We start from the raw sequence: 18074 nt of genomic DNA on the forward strand, positions 1-18074 counted from the left end.
TTACATTGGAGTAGAAAATGAAACTGCCTATTTACTTTGACTATTCAGCTACTTGCCCAGTTGATTCTCGTGTTGCTGAAAAAATGGTTCAGTGTATGACGATGGACGGTAACTTCGGTAACCCAGCATCTCGTTCACACCGTTACGGCTGGCAAGCAGAAGAGTCAGTAGATAATGCTCGTGAGCAAATTGCCGATCTCCTGAATGCAGATCCGCGTGAAATTGTTTTCACGTCTGGCGCAACAGAATCTGACAACCTTGCGATTAAAGGTGCAGCGCACTTTTACGAGAAGAAAGGTAAGCACGTGATTACGTGTAAGACCGAACATAAAGCGGTTCTTGATCCATGCCGCCAACTTGAGCGTGAAGGCTACGAGGTAACTTACCTAGAGCCAGAATCAAACGGCATCATCGATCTAGACAAGCTACAAGCTGCAATGCGTGAAGACACAGTGCTTGTTTCTATCATGCACGTAAACAACGAAATCGGCGTTATCCAAGATATCAATGCAATCGGCGAACTATGTCGCTCACGCAAGATCATTTTCCACGTTGATGCGGCTCAGTCTGCGGGTAAAATTCCACTAGACGTACAAGAGACTAAAGTTGACCTAATCTCACTTTCAGCTCACAAAATGTACGGCCCTAAAGGTATCGGTGCACTTTACGTTCGTCGTAAGCCTCGTATTCGCCTTGAAGCTCAAATGCACGGTGGTGGTCATGAGCGTGGTTTCCGCTCTGGTACACTAGCGACACACCAAATTGTTGGCATGGGTGAAGCGTGTGCTATCGCTAAACAAGACATGCAAAAAGATTACGACCACGCACTAGCGTTACGTGAGCGTCTACTGAAAGGTGTTCAAGACCTTGAAGCAGTGACGGTAAACGGTGACTTAGACCAGCGTGTTCCGCACAACCTAAACGTGAGCTTCGCTTTCGTTGAAGGTGAGTCTCTGCTTATGTCTTTAAAAGACCTAGCAGTATCATCAGGTTCTGCATGTACATCTGCAAGCCTAGAGCCATCTTACGTTCTACGTGCTCTTGGTCTGAACGATGAACTGGCACACAGCTCAGTACGTTTCTCATTCGGCCGTTTCACAACGGAAGAAGAAGTTGACTACGCAATCGCACAGATTCGTGTAGCAGTAAATAAATTACGCGACATGTCTCCTCTATGGGATATGTATAAAGAAGGGATTGATCTGGACACTGTTGAGTGGGCACATCACTAATCTCACGGATATAGAGGATACGAGGTAACTATCATGGCATATAGCGAAAAAGTAATTGATCACTACGAAAACCCACGTAACGTAGGTTCGTTTGATAAAGAAGATCCAAATGTAGGTAGCGGCATGGTTGGCGCACCGGCATGTGGTGACGTAATGAAACTGCAAATCAAGGTAACACCAGAAGGTATTATCGAAGATGCGAAATTCAAGACATACGGTTGTGGTAGTGCAATCGCGTCTAGCTCACTAGTTACTGAGTGGGTAAAAGGTAAGAGCATCGATGAAGCAGCAGCAATCAAAAACTCTGAAATTGCAGAAGAGCTAGAGCTTCCACCAGTGAAAGTTCACTGTTCAATTCTTGCTGAAGATGCAATTAAAGCAGCCGTTGCGGATTACAAAAAGAAACGTTAATCGTACCCCGTAGCGAATCGTTGCAAAAAAATAGTAATATTAGGGAGTGCGTCTTGCACTCCCACTGAGTTCTCAAATTATTAAAACAAGGTTGTAGTATGGCCATCACCATGACAGAGACGGCGGCAAGCCGAGTTCAAGCATTCCTAGATAACCGAGGTAAGGGTATCGGGTTACGTTTGGGCGTAAAAACCACTGGCTGTTCAGGTATGGCATATGTACTTGAGTTCGTTGATGAGCTTAACGAGGAAGACCAAGTATTTGAGCACTCAGGTGTTAAGGTCATCATTGATCCTAAAAGCTTAGTTTATCTAGATGGTACTGAGCTTGATTACGTAAAAGAAGGCCTAAACGAAGGTTTTGAATTCAACAACCCAAATGCGAAAGGCGAGTGTGGTTGTGGTGAGAGCTTTAATGTATAAGTGCTTCAATGGCTAAGCATTTATTGTAAGCGCATCGATTGTAAGCAACGTACAATTAGGCTCTGCATCAGGGCCTAAAATTAGGACCACCTTTACATGAATCATTTCGAATTATTTGGGCTACCACTTCAGTTTCAACTGGATGGTAGCCTTCTTGCTTCTCAGTTTAGAGATCTGCAGCGTCAATTTCATCCAGACAACTTTGCGACTGCCTCAGAGCGTGAGCGCTTGCTAGCGGTGCAAAAAGCTTCTCAAATCAATGACGCTTATCAGGTACTTAAGAACCCAATTAGTCGCGCAGAGCACTTGCTAGTGCAAAACGGCGTTGATATCCGTGGTGAACAGCAAACCATGCAAGATCCTATGTTCCTTATGGAGCAGATGGAGCTGCGTGAGGAGTTAGAGCATATCGCAGCAAGTCCAGATGGTGCTGACGAGTTGTACGACTTCGATACTAAAGTTGGCAAAATGTACAAACAACACCTTGCGCAGATCGAGCAACAGCTAGAACAAGCAGCATGGGAAGAAGCCGCTGACACTGTTCGTAAACTGAAATTCATCGCAAAACTCAAGAAAGAAATAGAACAAGTCGAAGATCACCTGCTCGACTAGCGACTAGACAAAAGGAATCCTCATGGCATTACTTCAAATTGCAGAACCAGGACAAAGCTCAGCACCGCATGAGCATAAGCTGGCTGTGGGTATCGATCTAGGTACCACCAACTCTCTTGTTGCCTCGGTTCGCAGTGGTGAAGCGACGACCTTAGTAGACGCTCAAGGCCGCTCAATTTTGCCTTCTGTGGTTCATTATCAAGCTGATTCACACACTGTTGGCGTAGAGGCTCGTGGCTGTGCACAGACTGATCCACAGAATACCATCATTTCAGTGAAGCGACTGATTGGTCGTTCATTGGCAGATATTAAGCAGCGTTACCCATCACTGCCTTATCAATTTGAAGAGAGCGAGAACGGCTTACCAGTTATTCGCACGAAACAAGGTACCAAGAATCCAATTCAAGTATCGGCTGATATCTTGCGTGCTCTAGGTCAGCGTGCAGAGTCTACGCTCGGTGGTGAGCTTGCAGGTGCTGTCATTACTGTTCCAGCATACTTCGACGATGCGCAGCGCGCTGGTACAAAAGATGCGGCGCAACTGGCTGGTCTTCATGTTCTTCGTCTTTTGAATGAGCCGACTGCTGCTGCGATTGCCTATGGCCTAGATTCAGGTCAAGAAGGTGTGATTGCTGTATATGACTTAGGTGGTGGTACGTTCGACATCTCTATCCTGCGTCTGTCAAAAGGTGTATTCGAAGTATTGGCAACCGGTGGTGATTCAGCACTGGGCGGCGATGATTTCGACCATTTAGTCGCGAATCACTTCCAACAGCAAGCAGGTTTGACTGAGCTGACGGCTGAACAGAACCGTATTCTGCTAGACGCAGCAACGGACGCAAAAATTCGTCTGTCAGCAGATGAGCAAGTTGACGTCGAAGTCCTTGGTTGGAAAGGCACACTGACTCGTGATGAGTTTAACGACATCATCAAGCCACTGGTTAAGAAAACATTGATGTCTTGTCGTCGAGCGCTGAAAGATGCTGATGTAGACGCCGATGAAGTACTTGAAGTTGTTATGGTTGGCGGTTCAACTCGTACCCTGCTTGTTCGTGAAATGGTCGGTGACTTCTTTGGTCGCACACCACTGACAAGCATCAACCCTGATGAAGTGGTTGCAATTGGTGCTTCAATCCAAGCTGATATCCTAGTGGGCAATAAGCCAGATGCAGAGATGCTGTTATTGGATGTTATCCCACTGTCTCTGGGTATCGAAACTATGGGTGGTTTGGTCGAGAAGATTATTCCTCGTAACACCACTATTCCTGTCGCTCGTGCTCAAGAGTTTACTACCTTCAAAGATGGTCAAACGGCGATGACGGTGCATACTGTTCAAGGTGAGCGTGAGATGGTTGATGACTGTCGCTCACTCGCTCGTTTTGCTCTAAAAGGTATTCCTCCTATGGCGGCAGGCGCTGCGCATATCCGCGTAACTTACCAAGTGGATGCAGACGGTCTATTATCTGTGACAGCAATGGAAAAGAGCACGGGTGTCCAAGCGGAAATCCAAGTTAAGCCATCATACGGTCTAAGTGATGATGAAGTAGCTAATATGCTCAAAGATTCAATGACATATGCGAAAGAAGACATGCAAGCTCGTGCACTAGCTGAGCAGCGTGTAGAAGCGGATCGCGTGATTGAAGGTCTAATTGCAGCAATGCAAGCCGATGGCGACGAGCTGCTTAACGAGCAAGAGAAACAACAGTTGCTGCAAGCGATTGAGTCACTGATCGAAAAGCGTAACGGTGATGACGCTGATGCCATTGAACTAGAGATTAAGAATACAGACAAAGCGAGCCAAGACTTTGCTTCTCGTCGTATGGATAAATCAATTCGTGCTGCACTGTCAGGTCAGTCAGTCGATAATATTTAATAGTTAGAGAATAGATAAACATGCCAAAGATTATTGTTTTACCTCACGAAGATCTATGTCCAGAAGGCGCAGTGCTAGAAGCAGAAACTGGCGAGACGGTACTTGATGTTGCACTAAAAGCAGGTATCGGTATTGAGCACGCGTGTGAAAAGTCGTGTGCATGTACAACGTGTCACGTTGTGATTCGTGAAGGTTTCGATTCATTAGAAGAGAGCGACGATCTTGAAGATGACATGCTAGATAAAGCGTGGGGTCTAGAGATGGAATCTCGTTTAGGTTGTCAGGCGAAAGTTGCAGACGAAGATCTCGTGGTAGAGATTCCAAAATACACGCTAAACCTAGCTTCTGAAGATCACTAAAACTCAAGCCACATGGCGAAAATTTTAGTAAAACTGGCGCAGAATAACAGTGTATTAGAGGCGCATGAGTGCCTTTAACTAATAAGGAAATGATATGAGCTTAAAGTGGATTGACTCGCGAGATATCGCGATTGAACTATGCGACTTATACCCTGATACGGATCCAAAAACGGTACGTTTTACTGATCTGCACCAATGGATATTAGATCTTGAAGACTTCGATGATGAACCAAATCACTCGAATGAGAAGATCCTTGAAGCCATCATTCTATGCTGGATGGATGAGATGGACTAACGTCCTACACTCATTTTTGACTTGGAGATAGAGGTAAGCTCTCTGAAAACACAGCCAAGTTAACAATTCTTACTAAAAAAAGCGGACCTTATGGTCCGTTTTTTTATCAAAATGACATTTTACTCCTACATAATGCTAACATCAGTTCGCAAACAAAAAATAATCTGAATCACTAAGGTAACGTGGTTCAAAGACAAGGAGAAATCATGTCTACACAGATGTCAGTATTTTTAAGTCAAGAGCCAGCCCAGCCTCAGTGGGGAGATAAGGCTATCCTTTCGTTTTCAGAAGCAGGTGCAACAATCCACCTAGCAGGAGGCCACGATCTAGGCGCAATCCAGCGCGCAGGTCGCAAACTTGACGGACAAGGTATTGCTTTCATTTCACTGCAAGGCGAAGGTTGGGATTTGGAAAGCGTTTGGGCTTTCCACCAAGGTTATCGTGGTCCTAAGAAACAAACCACGCTAGAGTGGGGCGAGCTACCAGAAGCCGACCAATCTGAGTTAGAAGCTCGTATCCGTGCGACAGATTGGACTCGTGACATCATCAACAAAACAGCGGAAGAGGTTGCACCACGTCAACTGGCAACAATGGCTGCTGAATACATCAAATCTATTGCGCCAGAAGGCACAGTAAAAGCGAAAATCGTTAAAGACAAAGACCTGCTTACGGAAGGTTGGGAAGGCATCTACGCTGTCGGTCGTGGTTCTGAGCGCACATCAGCAATGCTACAGCTCGACTTCAACCCGACAGGGGACGAAAACGCACCAGTGTTTGCATGTCTAGTTGGTAAAGGTATTACTTTCGATTCAGGCGGCTACAGCATCAAACCTGGCCAATTCATGACTGCGATGAAAGCCGATATGGGCGGCGCGGCAACCATTACTGGCGGTCTAGGTCTAGCAATCGAGCGCGGCTTAAATAAGCGTATCAAGCTGATTTTATGTTGTGCAGAGAACATGATCTCGGGTCGTGCTCTTAAGCTTGGTGATATCATCACCTACAAAAATGGGACTACCGTAGAGATCATGAACACCGACGCAGAAGGTCGCTTGGTTCTGGCTGATGGTCTGATGTACGCAAGCGAGCAAAACCCAGAGCTTATCATCGACTGTGCGACGCTAACTGGTGCTGCGAAGAATGCTCTAGGCAACGATTACCACGCACTAATGAGTTTTGATGATGAGCTGTCTCACCAAGCGCTAACAGCAGCAAATCAAGAGAAAGAAGGTCTATGGCCACTTCCTCTTGCTGATTTCCACCGAGGTATGCTGCCGTCAAACTTTGCTGATCTTTCAAATATCAGCTCGGGAGATTACACACCAGGTGCAAGTACTGCAGCTGCATTCTTGTCTTACTTCGTTGATGATTACAAGAAAGGCTGGCTACACATGGACTGCGCGGGTACATACCGTAAATCACCAAGTGATAAATGGGCCGCAGGCGCAACCGGCATGGGTGTTCGCACTCTGGCACGCCTGCTTATTGAGCAAGCAAAATAATTATAAAATCAGGCAGCTATTGGCTGCCTGATTGTTACCTAAACTCAATTAATGAGGGCAGGTGCCGTTTTAGATAACAACAAAAATGAAGTGAAGGAACCCCTATGGCTCTAGAAAGAACGTTCTCAATTGTTAAGCCAGATGCTGTTAAACGAAACTTGATCGGCGAAATTTACCACCGCATTGAAAAAGCGGGCCTACAAATCGTTGCAGCTAAGATGGTGCACCTAACAGAAGAGCAAGCGAGCGGTTTTTACGCAGAACACGAAGGCAAAGAATTCTTTGGCCCACTAAAAGAGTTCATGACTTCTGGTCCTATCATGGTTCAAGTACTAGAAGGCGAAAACGCAATCGCTCGTTACCGTGAACTGATGGGCAAAACAAACCCAGAAGAAGCGGCGTGCGGCACTATTCGCGCTGATTACGCAATTAGCATGCGTTACAACTCAGTACATGGCAGCGACAGCCCAGAATCGGCAGCGCGCGAGATTGAGTTCTTCTTCCCTGAATCTGAAATTTGCCCACGTCCTGCTGAGTAAGCGACGGGCTAACGATTCTCAAGGCTTCACTACGGTGAGGCCTTTTTTGTATGTGAGTTTTACGTAGTTGGAGATTTCAGACATCTCGTTCCTCGATTCTGGAATGACGAGAAGAGTATGGGTTAGTTGCAGCGTCATTCCCGATAGCGACGGAGGAGCGTAGTCGGGAATCTCTGTTTGCTGTTGGAGATTCCAGATATCTCGTTCCTCGATTCTGGAATGACGAGAAGGAGAGCGGTTAGTTCTAACACCATTCCCGATAGCGACGAAGGAGCGTAGTCGGGAATCTCTATTTGCTGTTGGAGATTCTAGACATCTCGTCCCTCGATTCTGGAATGACGAGAAGAGAATGGGTTAGTTGCAGCGTCATTCCCGATAGCGACGAAGGAGTGTAGTCGGGAATCTCTGTTTGTTGTTGGAGATTCCAAATATCTCGTTCTTCGATTCTGGAATGACGAGAAGGGAATGGGTTAGTTGCCCGTCATTCCCGATAGCGACGAAGGAGCGTAGTCGGGAATATCTGTTTGTTGTTGGAGATTCCAAATATCTCGCTCCTCGATTCTGGAATGACGAGAAGGGAATGGGTTAGTTGCCCGTCATTCCCGATAGCTACGAAGGAGCGTGGTCGGGAATCTTGCTCTTATTTCGTGAATTGCGAGTAATGAAAGAGGGTTGTGTAAATTTTAATCACTTAACTTTGAATGTCTTAGTAAAGACAGGGTTTTACAACCCTTGTTGAAGATGCGTAAAGGCTGTACAATTCGCGCCCTTAATTATTGTTCCGTCATTGAGAGGCACCATGACCACAGCTAAAGTCAATCTACTCGATTTTGATCGTAAAGGTCTTCGTAAATTTTTCACAGAAGAACTGAATGAGAAAGCTTTTCGAGCAGATCAAGTAATGAAGTGGATGTACCACTTCGGTGTCGATGACTTCGAAAACATGAACAACATCAACAAAAAGCTGCGTGAGAAACTTCAACGCCGCTGTGAGATTGTTGCGCCTGTTGTTTCTGAAGCTCAACACTCTTCTGACGGTACAATTAAATGGGCAATGCGAGTTGGTGATCAAGACGTTGAAACGGTATACATCCCTGATGGTGACCGTGCGACGCTGTGTGTATCATCACAAGTAGGCTGTGCCCTTGAGTGTAAGTTCTGCTCTACAGCACAACAAGGCTTCAACCGTAACCTAAAAGTTTCAGAGATTGTTGGTCAAATTTGGCGTGCATCTCGTGAGATCGGCCTTGAGAAAGAGACTGGTCGCCGCCCAATTACAAATGTTGTAATGATGGGTATGGGTGAGCCTCTACTTAACATGAAAAACCTAATGCCATCATTAGAAATCATGTTGGATGATCTTGGTTTTGCTCTGTCTAAGCGTCGTGTAACCGTATCGACTTCTGGTGTTGTATCGGGTCTTGACCAAATGACAGGTAACATTGACGTTGCACTTGCAATCTCACTACACGCGCCAAACGACAAGCTACGTAGCGAAATCATGCCAATCAATGATCGTTGGGATATTGAAGACTTCCTAGCATCGGTTCGTCGTTACATTGCATCTTCAAACGCAAACCGCGGTAAAGTTACCGTTGAGTACGTGCTACTTGATCATGTGAATGATGATATGGACCACGCTCGTGAATTGGCTGAGCTCATGAAAGATACGCCATGTAAGATCAACCTGATTCCATTCAACCCATACCCAGGTTCGCCTTACAAGAAACCAAGCAACTCTCGTATTGATCGCTTCCAGAAAACACTGATGGAATACGATTACACAGTAACAGTACGTAAGACTCGTGGTGACGATATCGATGCTGCATGTGGTCAATTGGTGGGAGATGTTATCGACCGTACCAAGCGAACTAAGCAAAAGGCCGCTGCGGAAACTATTCCAGTAAAAGCGCTTTAATCCTCTCTCCGTTTTGATAACAAGCCAGAAGTCTACTTCTGGCTTGTTTGTTTTTGACTGTTTATCACCTTTTATCAGTTCATCGCGCCACGCTTTATTACATTTTTCGTTAAATTTTGTACAAAACCATGAGCTAATGGTAAATTTTGTCGAAAGAGTTTTTGCCTTGTCAGGGCATTAGCTTATGATTAAAACAGCTTAGACTCAGTTTAAGTACTTACTTGTTACTCGAACCATCAATATGTCTATTTACTAGGTTGGCATTAAACAGATAGCTGCCTGAGAAGCCCTCCTGCATAGCAGGTCTTGGTTTTCGATTTCAAAAGGTTTTTGGTGCGAGTAGTAGGATAAATTTCACATAGAGTGGGTTGTAAGATTGAGCGTAAACGATAAGAAAAATGGCTCTCGACAACCGACTATAATATTTAGAAGTTCTACTTTATGGACACAGAACAAGATACACAAGCGCCGCAAGCGGCAGCTCCTGTACTGGAAGCCGGTACTATCCTTAAAAACCGACGTGAGTCGCTAGGGTTAACCCAACAACAAGTCTCTTCTCGCTTAAAACTACGTGTTAGTTTGATTCAGCAGATTGAAGATAACCAATTTGACACCGACCAAGTCGCCACATTTATGCGTGGTTATGTTCGCTCGTACGCTAAGTACGTCAATCTAGATGAGAAAGTCGTGCTTGAGGCTTTGGAACACTCTGGTGATGTTCAGCATCAAGAACAAGAGATGATGAGCTTCTCGCGTAAAACCAAAACAGAGAAACACAACAGTCGTATTATGTTGCTAACTTGGAGCATTTTCGCGGTTATTGCTGGTATATCTTCACTTTGGTGGTGGCAGAATCAGCAGCAAGATACCCTCTCTCAATCCACTGTTACTGAAGAGAGTGCGGAAGAGGTTGTGGCTGACGAGCTCAATGACGAGTCACTGACCACTTCTCTCGATCTGATTGAAGCTGAAGCGCCAGCCGTTGAAGCGTCTCAAAATGTAGAGAGTGAAGCGACGACAGAAACCAGTGTCACTGCAGATGCGATTGAAGCTGATATCACTTCTGAAGTCGGCGCATCAACGAAACCTGCAACCGCTACAGAGACGGAAGTTACTGAGACAGGCGTTGTCGCACCTGAAGCTGTGTCTAATGAGTTAGTCATGCAATTTAGCTCTGACTGCTGGATTCAAGTGAAAGATGCGACAGGCAGAACGTTGTCGACCGGCATTAAAAAAGCAGGTCAATCACTCAATTTGTCAGGTGAAACCCCGTATAAAGTCGTTATTGGTGCTCCAGAAGCTGTCTCAATGACATTTGCGAGTGAACCTGTCGACCTTTCTGGGTATACTTCAGGCAAAGTAGCTAGAATAACCTTACCTTAGAGTTAATATGCAACACGAATCTCCTATTATTCGTCGCAAGTCGACCCGTATTTATGTGGGCGACGTGCCGATCGGTGATGGTGCACCAATTGCTGTGCAATCCATGACTAATACTCGAACAACAGACGTTGCGGCGACTGTTGCTCAAATTAAATCGCTAGAAAATGTTGGCGCTGATATTGTACGTGTCTCTGTTCCGACGATGGATGCAGCAGAAGCGTTCAAGCAGATCAAACAGCAAGTTTCAGTCCCTTTGGTTGCAGACATTCATTTCGACTACCGTATCGCACTGAAAGTGGCGGAGTACGGCGTTGACTGTTTACGTATTAACCCAGGCAATATCGGTAATGAGAGCCGTATTCGCTCTGTAGTTGACTGTGCTCGCGATAAAAATATTCCGATTCGTATTGGTGTTAACGGTGGTTCTCTAGAGAAAGACATTCAAGAGAAATACACAGAGCCAACGGCAGAGGCATTAGTTGAGTCTGCAATGCGCCATGTCGATATTCTTGATCGTCTTAACTTTGATCAATTTAAGGTCAGTGTTAAAGCATCAGACGTATTCCTAGCGGTAGGTTCATACCGTCTATTAGCACAGAAGATCGACCAGCCTCTACACTTAGGTATCACTGAAGCTGGTGGTGCACGCGCAGGCGCGGTTAAGTCATCGGTTGGCTTAGGTATGCTTCTGTCAGAAGGTATCGGTGATACGCTGCGTATCTCTCTAGCTGCAGACCCAGTTGAAGAGATCAAAGTTGGCTTTGATATTCTTAAGTCTTTGCGTATTCGCTCGCGCGGTATCAACTTTATCGCTTGTCCAAGCTGCTCTCGCCAAGAGTTTGATGTTATTAATACGGTTAATGCATTAGAAGAGCGTTTGGAAGACGTAATTACACCAATGGATGTGTCGATCATCGGTTGTGTGGTAAACGGCCCTGGTGAAGCGGAAGTATCGCATTTAGGTCTTGCGGGTAGTGCGCGTAAGAGTGCGTTCTACGAAGACGGTAAGCGTCAGAAAGAGCGTTTCGACAACAACGATCTTGTCGATCAGCTAGAAGCGAAGATCAGAGCAAAAGCGTCTGTGATGGATAAATCCAATCGCATTGACCTTAAGAACCTAGAAGATTAATACAACGCGATAAGGTGAAGCGTTTAGGCACACCTTGTCGTGAAAAATGACGGAAAAAATTGTGGCTAAAAATATTCAAGCAATCCGAGGCATGAACGACTGCCTTCCAACTCAATCACCACTTTGGCAGAAAGTAGAAAACGCAGTAAAAAGCGTGGTAAGCGCATACGGCTACAACGAAGTGCGTATGCCTATTGTTGAAGAGACAAATCTATTTAGCCGTGCTGTAGGTGAAGAGACTGACGTAGTTTCAAAAGAGATGTACACCTTTGAAGATCGCAATGGTGACAGCCTAACTCTACGTCCTGAAGGCACTGCGGGTTGTGTTCGTTCTTGCATTCAAAACAGCCTTATCAACCGTGATGAGCAGCGTCTATGGTACATGGGCCCAATGTTCCGTCACGAGCGTCCTCAAAAAGGTCGTTACCGTCAATTCCACCAATGTGGTGTGGAAGTGTTTGGCCTAGACGGTCCAGACGTTGACGCAGAACTTATCATGATGACCGCACGTTTATGGCGAGAGCTAGGTATCGACAAGCACGTGCGTCTAGAGCTGAACTCAATCGGCTCGACTGAAGACCGTGCAAACTACCGTACAGCGCTTGTGGCTTTCCTAGAGCAACACATCGACGTGTTGGATGAAGATTGTAAGCGTCGTATGCACACAAACCCACTGCGTGTTCTAGATACGAAGAACCCAGACGTACAAGCGATTCTTGGTGATGCACCTCGCCTTTCTGAATATTTAGGTGAAGAGTCTCAGCAACATTTTGCAGGTTTGTGTGAACTTCTTGATGCGGTAGGTATCGAATACAAAGTTAACGAGCGTCTAGTACGTGGCCTTGACTACTACAACCGCACTGTATTTGAGTGGATCACTGACAGCCTAGGTGCACAAGGCACTGTGTGTGGCGGTGGCCGTTACGACGGTCTGGTTGAGCAACTAGGCGGTAAAGCAACTAACGCTGTTGGTTTTGCAATGGGTCTAGAGCGTCTTGTCCTAATGATGGAGACTCTAGAGCTAACAGAAGTGCGTCGCAGCGTTGACGTATACATGGTTGCAGCAGGTGAAGGCACCATGATTGCGGGCATGCAACTGGCGAATGAATTGCGCGACAACATTGCAGGCGTTCGCGTAATGAACCACTTCGGTGGTGGTAGCTTTAAGAAACAATTCAAACGTGCTGACAAAGTGGGCGCTGTAGTGGCACTGGTACTGGGCGAAAACGAAGTAGCAGACAACACGGTGGTATTGAAAGATCTGGTTGGTGGTGAACAAGAAGTTGTTGCCCAAGCAGAAGTTGCTGCAAAAGTAGCGGCGCTAATCTAACTCGCCCACAGAGCAATCAAACGCTCAATATGAATATTCAACGCCAGCTGCTTGCTGGCGTTTAAAAGAATCAAAGAGGACAGGAAGTGGAACTTTACGATAGCGAAGAGCAACAAGTTGAAGCCATCAAAGACTGGTGGAAAGAGAACGGCAAAGCTGTGATCTTTGGTGCTGTGATTGGTTTAGGTGGTCTGTTTGGCTGGCGCTATTACCAAGACTCAGTGACCCAGGCTCGTGAAGCAGCTTCTGAAAGCTACACCACAGCGATTTCTGCACTGGATGCAAAAGGCCTAGATGCACAAGCGGATATTCAAGCTTTCATCGATAGCAACAAAGACGCCGAGTACTCTGTACTTGCGGCAATGCAACTGGCAAAAGCACAAGTAGAAGCGGGTGATTTAGCAGCAGCGCTTGAGCAGCTTGAGTGGGCACAGTCAGCGACAAAAGACGCGGCATTAGCACCTTTGCTAGGCTACCGTGTAGCTCGTGTAAAAGCAGAGCAGGGTGAGTTTGACGCAGCGCTTAGCGAACTAGCGGCGATCACTGATGAATCTTGGAAAGGTCGTGTTGCTGAACTGCGTGGTGATATCTCACTGCGTAAAGGCGACAGCGATGCTGCATATGCGGCATATACTGAGGCACAACAAGCGGTTGACGCTAGCCAAACGCTTCAAATCAAACTTGACGACTTAGCTAAATAAGGCGCTTTGAATGAAGAAGATGTTTCCCAAAGCGACACTGTGTGCGATAGCTCTAGGGCTACTTGCTGGCTGTGCGGGTGAAGAAGACACCGTTATCATGGCACCAGTGCCAACTGTAACGAGTGAATTTACACCATCCCAAGAGTGGTCTACTTCAGTGGGTGATGGTGTTGGTCATTACTTCTCAAAGCTCACGCCTGAATACGCATACGACAAAGTATTTGTGGCTAGCCGCGATGGCATGATCAAAGCGCTTGATCCAGAAACGGGTAAAGAGATCTGGAGAAACGATCTAGAGAAAGACGTGATTGCGCGTATCTCTGGTGGTTTGACAGCAGGCTACGGTAAGGTTTTCGTAGGTTCTGAAAATGGCGAGATGATCGCGGTTGATGAAGAGACCGGGGAAGAGCTATGGCGTGTTTCGGTTAATGGTGAAGTATTAGCGGCACCTGCAACAGAGAACAACATGGTTCTGGTTCACACTAGCCGTGGCATGATGGTAGCGCTTGACCAAGCAACAGGTGAGGAAAAGTGGACCATCAGTACCGAAGTTCCTAGCTTAACTCTGCGTGGTGACAGTGCACCTGTGACAGTATCTGGCGGTGTGTTCTGGGGAACGGCAAATGGTCGATTGGCTGCTGCTATCGTTGACCGTGGCCAGCTTATTTGGCAACAACCAGTAGGCACACCAAAAGGCGCGACTGAAATCGATCGTCTTGTTGATGTTGACTCTTCTCCAGTTGTCCTAGGTGGCACGCTCTATACTGTCGGCATTAATGGTCAATTGATTGCGATTGACCTACGTTCAGGTAAACCAGTGTGGAAGCGTAATTACTCTTCTGCTATTGACTTAGCGAGCGATGGCAGCCGTCTGTTTGTTGTGACAGATAACGATCATTTAGCTGCGGTTGATGCGCGCAGTGGTACAGAGATCTGGAGTACATCTCTGCTTGAAAACCGCTTACTGACAGCACCTGCTATCATTAACGGATATGTTGTGGTAGGTGATACAGAAGGTTACCTACACTGGCTAGACCGCGCAACAGGCGACTTTGTTGCCCAGCAGCTGGTGGATGACAGTGGCTTTGCTGTGGCACCAATTGAGCTAGCTGGCGGCTACCTTGTCGTTACTCGCAACGGCGATGTAAAGAAACTGACGATTAGCCAATAAAAGCGTGATATAATTCACAGTCGGCTCCTGGTTGGTAACAGCCAGGAGCCGTTTTGTTGTTGTAAAATTAATAAAGCGTGTGGTTATAGGTAAGAGTTTAAACTTGCGAACAAGTGTTTACCTATAACTACATTAAGAAAAGAAATTGTAGAGGTTGTTATGGTACCTGTTGTTGCTCTAGTAGGGCGTCCGAACGTAGGTAAGTCTACGTTGTTTAACCGATTGACTCGAACTCGCGATGCATTGGTTGCGGATTTTCCTGGCTTAACGCGTGACCGTAAGTATGGCCAAGCTCAGCTTGGTGAACATGAATTTATTGTTATCGACACCGGTGGTATCGACGGTACTGAAGAGGGTGTTGAAACTAAAATGGCAGAACAGTCATTAGCGGCGATCGATGAAGCTGATGTTGTACTGTTCATGGTAGATGGCCGTGCTGGTCTAACACCGTCTGATATTGCTATCGCGAAGCACCTTCGTCAGTTAGAAAAGCCTTCAATGCTAGTAGTAAACAAGGTTGATGGTATCGACCCTGATGCAGCAAGTGCAGACTTCTGGCAACTTGGCGTTGAAGACATGTACCAAATTGCTGCGGCTCACGGTCGTGGTGTAACAGCGCTTATCGATCTAGCCCTAAACCCATTCGCAGAAGCACTTAAAGCGGAAGCAGGTGAAGTGAGCGATCTGACTGAGTTTGAAGATGAAGAAGCTGAGCAAGTTGATTTCACTGAAGAAGAAGCGGAAGCAGAATTCCAGCGCCTTCAAGATCAACCAATTAAGCTCGCGATCATTGGCCGTCCAAACGTAGGTAAATCAACGCTAACTAACCGTATCCTAGGTGAAGAGCGTGTGGTTGTTTACGATATGCCGGGCACAACGCGTGACTCTATCTACATCCCAATGAGCCGTGATGAGCGTGAATACGTTCTGATTGATACAGCGGGTGTACGTCGTCGTAAGAACATCAACGAAACGGTTGAGAAGTTCTCGGTTGTTAAAACGCTGAAGGCGGTTGAAGACGCTAACGTTGTTCTACTTGTTATCGATGCTCGCGAAAACATCTCTGACCAAGACTTGAGCCTGCTAGGTTTCGCTTTGAATGCTGGTCGTTCAATTGTGATCGCAGTAAACAAGTGGGATGGTCTGGATAATGACGTCAAAGAGCGCGTAAAGAAAGAGCTAGACCGCCGTCTTGGTTTCGTTGACTTTGCACGTATCCACTTCATCTCTGCACTTCACGGCACAGGTGTTGGTCACTTGTTTGAGTCTGTTCAAGAAGCTTACAAGTCAGCGACGACACGTGTAGGTACATCGGTACTAACACGTATCATGAAGATGGCAACCGATGATCACCAACCGCCAATGGTTCGTGGCCGTCGTGTGAAGCTTAAATACGCGCACGCGGGTGGTTACAACCCACCGATCGTGGTTATCCACGGTAACCAAGTTCGTGAGCTACCAGATTCGTACAAACGTTACTTGATGAATTACTATCGCCGTTCTTTAGAGATCATGGGTACACCGATTCGTATTCAGTTCCAGAACAGTGAGAACCCGTTTGAAGGTAAGACTAACAAGCTAACTGTCTCTCAAGAGCGTAAACGTAAGCGCATGATGAGCATGATGAAAGGCCGTAAGTAACCTTTATAACTGATTTGATACCCGAGCCGAGCTCGGGTATTTTTTTAAGCAAAATTCATTAGATCTAAAGAACATGACTACACCGATTCAAATTCATCCAACCATCACTCAGTTTTGTCACCAAACTTGGAGCCTAACCGCTACTGCGCAATACACAGAGCAGCAAGCTGAGAAAACTTACCTTGTTGTTAATAAAACCCCATTTCACCCAGTTAGCCATATTTGGCCTGATCACCCTGCAGACCGCGGCTACATTGTCGCTAATCAACAGCAGATAGAGGTAGAAGACTGTCTGGTTGGAGCGATAGAACAATCGACTGGAAAACTCTTCGTTGCAGAAGATATTCCTGTTAAGAGAGATACAGAGGGGTGGGTGTTTGTTGTGGTGCATCAACTACCGGCTTCTTCAGAGGCTATTGAAGTTGGTCAAGCTGTCGAGCTTCACGTTGACCAAGACTATCAAGATAGCCTTAGCCGTGGACACAGTGCCGGACACATCGCATATCTTGCTTTAAACCAAGTGCTTGCAGAGCAATATTGGCGTAAAGATGCAGACAGAAAAGATCCATTGGGCCACTATGATTTCAATAGCTATGCTCAAGTGACCAGCTTTGTAACCCCTGATTTATGTACCGATAAATACCGTTTGGGCAAAACTCTCAAGAAACGTGGTCTTAATGTTGCGGATATGCTCGAAAATCTTTCTGCAATTGAAATCGCAGTCAATCAAACGATCGCCGATTGGTTGGAGCAAAAAAGCTCAGTTGCAATGAAATTGGATGGTGAGTGTTTGACAGATTCCCGTTACTGGCAATGGCAGAAAAATGAAAGTACTTTAATTTCAATTCCTTGTGGTGGAACTCACATCAATAGTACAGCTGAGCTTGGTGGTTTGACAGTAAAATTGACCAAACTCGATGACCAACACATTGAAATGCAGACGCATGTAAATCAAAGATAATTGGTTTTAGATCGATTGGTGATATTCTGTTTAAGTAACTGTTTTTAACCTTATATGGATTATTACTCTGTTTAAAATCCAAATGCAGCACATGTAACTTATGCTTTCGGTGTGTGGTGATATAAATATTCTTTTTAGGGTAGATCGCTGATCAAAATAGATAAAGCAAAAGATCAAGCTTTGATCTTCGTGATATACCCTGCATAGTATTTTGATATCGAACCGATAATGACAAGAACATGTATCAAATCAAGCAATCGAAAATACACTAAGCGTAGAGTTAACCCTAGTTGATGATTTAGGAATGCGATATGAGTGAAAATACCTGCCCTCAGTGCCAGTCTGAATTAGGTTGGGACGGGCAATACCACTGCGAAACCTGTGCAATGCACTTCACTAAAATTGGTTACTGCCCGGATTGCCAAAGCCAACTCGAGAAGCTTCAGGCATGCGGTTCTGCCAGTTATTTCTGCAATGATAAGTGCAATGAGCTTAAGTCTAAGTCGAGAGTCACATTTGAGTTTAAGCCGACGGCTTAGTTTTGGTGTAACTCGTCCATTTTGTTTGTCTCGTCCTAAAATACATTTCTTTTTTT

18 protein-coding genes are annotated in these 18074 nt (G+C 45.9%); all 18 read left to right on the plus strand.

Annotated features, from left to right (window positions below; translation table 11 throughout):
• Positions 1-17: 17 nt before the first annotated feature.
• Positions 18-1232 (plus strand): IscS subfamily cysteine desulfurase, encoded by a 1215-nt coding sequence (locus tag vsple_RS02925; protein WP_032551302.1) that lies wholly within the window; start codon positions 18-20, stop codon positions 1230-1232.
• A gap of 33 nt (positions 1233-1265) precedes the next feature.
• Positions 1266-1643, plus strand: a complete 378-nt coding sequence (gene iscU, locus vsple_RS02930) for a Fe-S cluster assembly scaffold IscU (RefSeq protein ID WP_032551304.1) — start codon at positions 1266-1268, stop codon at positions 1641-1643.
• A gap of 98 nt (positions 1644-1741) precedes the next feature.
• The gene (iscA, locus tag vsple_RS02935) at positions 1742-2065 is read left to right on the plus strand and encodes an iron-sulfur cluster assembly protein IscA (protein WP_032551305.1); all 324 of its coding nucleotides are present in this window, start codon (positions 1742-1744) and stop codon (positions 2063-2065) included.
• Between the two features lie 96 nt (positions 2066-2161).
• Positions 2162-2677 carry a co-chaperone HscB gene (hscB, locus tag vsple_RS02940; protein WP_255231382.1) on the plus strand — a complete coding sequence of 172 codons (516 nt, stop codon included), beginning with the start codon at positions 2162-2164 and terminating at the stop codon, positions 2675-2677.
• Between the two features lie 22 nt (positions 2678-2699).
• Positions 2700-4550: a Fe-S protein assembly chaperone HscA gene (gene hscA / locus vsple_RS02945; RefSeq protein ID WP_261882621.1), complete on the plus strand. Its 1851-nt coding sequence runs from the start codon at positions 2700-2702 to the stop codon at positions 4548-4550.
• Between the two features lie 20 nt (positions 4551-4570).
• The gene (fdx, locus tag vsple_RS02950; protein WP_032551309.1) at positions 4571-4909 is read left to right on the plus strand and encodes an ISC system 2Fe-2S type ferredoxin; all 339 of its coding nucleotides are present in this window, start codon (positions 4571-4573) and stop codon (positions 4907-4909) included.
• Between the two features lie 94 nt (positions 4910-5003).
• Positions 5004-5204: a Fe-S cluster assembly protein IscX gene (iscX, locus tag vsple_RS02955; RefSeq protein ID WP_032551310.1), complete on the plus strand. Its 201-nt coding sequence runs from the start codon at positions 5004-5006 to the stop codon at positions 5202-5204.
• Positions 5205-5410: 206 nt separating this feature from the next.
• A complete protein-coding gene (gene pepB, locus vsple_RS02960; RefSeq protein WP_255231379.1) occupies positions 5411-6706 on the plus strand; it encodes an aminopeptidase PepB in 1296 nt (431 codons plus the stop codon).
• Between the two features lie 104 nt (positions 6707-6810).
• Entirely contained in the window at positions 6811-7245 is a 435-nt protein-coding gene (ndk, locus tag vsple_RS02965) for a nucleoside-diphosphate kinase (protein ID WP_261882622.1), read from the plus strand.
• Between the two features lie 799 nt (positions 7246-8044).
• The gene (gene rlmN / locus vsple_RS02970) at positions 8045-9163 is read left to right on the plus strand and encodes a dual-specificity RNA methyltransferase RlmN (RefSeq protein ID WP_032551314.1); all 1119 of its coding nucleotides are present in this window, start codon (positions 8045-8047) and stop codon (positions 9161-9163) included.
• Between the two features lie 441 nt (positions 9164-9604).
• On the plus strand, positions 9605-10546 hold the full coding sequence (gene rodZ, locus vsple_RS02975; RefSeq protein WP_261882623.1) for a cytoskeleton protein RodZ: 942 nt from the start codon (positions 9605-9607) through the stop codon (positions 10544-10546).
• Between the two features lie 7 nt (positions 10547-10553).
• Entirely contained in the window at positions 10554-11675 is a 1122-nt protein-coding gene (ispG, locus tag vsple_RS02980; RefSeq protein ID WP_032551317.1) for a flavodoxin-dependent (E)-4-hydroxy-3-methylbut-2-enyl-diphosphate synthase, read from the plus strand.
• 61 nt (positions 11676-11736) lie between these two features.
• Entirely contained in the window at positions 11737-13005 is a 1269-nt protein-coding gene (gene hisS, locus vsple_RS02985; protein ID WP_261882624.1) for a histidine--tRNA ligase, read from the plus strand.
• 86 nt (positions 13006-13091) lie between these two features.
• On the plus strand, positions 13092-13706 hold the full coding sequence (locus vsple_RS02990) for a YfgM family protein (protein ID WP_255231374.1): 615 nt from the start codon (positions 13092-13094) through the stop codon (positions 13704-13706).
• Between the two features lie 10 nt (positions 13707-13716).
• Positions 13717-14877: an outer membrane protein assembly factor BamB gene (gene bamB, locus vsple_RS02995; RefSeq protein WP_255231373.1), complete on the plus strand. Its 1161-nt coding sequence runs from the start codon at positions 13717-13719 to the stop codon at positions 14875-14877.
• A gap of 159 nt (positions 14878-15036) precedes the next feature.
• On the plus strand, positions 15037-16518 hold the full coding sequence (gene der, locus vsple_RS03000; RefSeq protein ID WP_032551321.1) for a ribosome biogenesis GTPase Der: 1482 nt from the start codon (positions 15037-15039) through the stop codon (positions 16516-16518).
• Between the two features lie 73 nt (positions 16519-16591).
• Complete coding sequence (locus vsple_RS03005) at positions 16592-17479, plus strand: alanyl-tRNA editing protein (RefSeq protein WP_261882625.1); 888 nt, start codon at positions 16592-16594, stop codon at positions 17477-17479.
• Between the two features lie 311 nt (positions 17480-17790).
• Positions 17791-18018 carry a zinc ribbon domain-containing protein gene (locus tag vsple_RS03010; RefSeq protein WP_255231370.1) on the plus strand — a complete coding sequence of 76 codons (228 nt, stop codon included), beginning with the start codon at positions 17791-17793 and terminating at the stop codon, positions 18016-18018.
• The last annotated feature ends 56 nt before the right edge of the window (positions 18019-18074 follow it).

This window comes from Vibrio pelagius, assembly GCF_024347575.1.
GTDB lineage: Bacteria > Pseudomonadota > Gammaproteobacteria > Enterobacterales > Vibrionaceae > Vibrio > Vibrio pelagius.

What these genes read in the sequence shown, in the direction of transcription:
- vsple_RS02925 (WP_032551302.1), top strand. Translation starts at nt 18, where the DNA reads ATGAAACTGCCTATTTACTTTGACTATTCAGCTACTTGCCCAGTTGAT.
- iscU (WP_032551304.1), top strand. Translation starts at nt 1,266, where the DNA reads ATGGCATATAGCGAAAAAGTAATTGATCACTACGAAAACCCACGTAAC.
- iscA (WP_032551305.1), top strand. Translation starts at nt 1,742, where the DNA reads ATGGCCATCACCATGACAGAGACGGCGGCAAGCCGAGTTCAAGCATTC.
- hscB (WP_255231382.1), top strand. Translation starts at nt 2,162, where the DNA reads ATGAATCATTTCGAATTATTTGGGCTACCACTTCAGTTTCAACTGGAT.
- hscA (WP_261882621.1), top strand. Translation starts at nt 2,700, where the DNA reads ATGGCATTACTTCAAATTGCAGAACCAGGACAAAGCTCAGCACCGCAT.
- fdx (WP_032551309.1), top strand. Translation starts at nt 4,571, where the DNA reads ATGCCAAAGATTATTGTTTTACCTCACGAAGATCTATGTCCAGAAGGC.
- iscX (WP_032551310.1), top strand. Translation starts at nt 5,004, where the DNA reads ATGAGCTTAAAGTGGATTGACTCGCGAGATATCGCGATTGAACTATGC.
- pepB (WP_255231379.1), top strand. Translation starts at nt 5,411, where the DNA reads ATGTCTACACAGATGTCAGTATTTTTAAGTCAAGAGCCAGCCCAGCCT.
- ndk (WP_261882622.1), top strand. Translation starts at nt 6,811, where the DNA reads ATGGCTCTAGAAAGAACGTTCTCAATTGTTAAGCCAGATGCTGTTAAA.
- rlmN (WP_032551314.1), top strand. Translation starts at nt 8,045, where the DNA reads ATGACCACAGCTAAAGTCAATCTACTCGATTTTGATCGTAAAGGTCTT.
- rodZ (WP_261882623.1), top strand. Translation starts at nt 9,605, where the DNA reads ATGGACACAGAACAAGATACACAAGCGCCGCAAGCGGCAGCTCCTGTA.
- ispG (WP_032551317.1), top strand. Translation starts at nt 10,554, where the DNA reads ATGCAACACGAATCTCCTATTATTCGTCGCAAGTCGACCCGTATTTAT.
- bamB (WP_255231373.1), top strand. Translation starts at nt 13,717, where the DNA reads ATGAAGAAGATGTTTCCCAAAGCGACACTGTGTGCGATAGCTCTAGGG.
- der (WP_032551321.1), top strand. Translation starts at nt 15,037, where the DNA reads ATGGTACCTGTTGTTGCTCTAGTAGGGCGTCCGAACGTAGGTAAGTCT.
- vsple_RS03005 (WP_261882625.1), top strand. Translation starts at nt 16,592, where the DNA reads ATGACTACACCGATTCAAATTCATCCAACCATCACTCAGTTTTGTCAC.
- vsple_RS03010 (WP_255231370.1), top strand. Translation starts at nt 17,791, where the DNA reads ATGAGTGAAAATACCTGCCCTCAGTGCCAGTCTGAATTAGGTTGGGAC.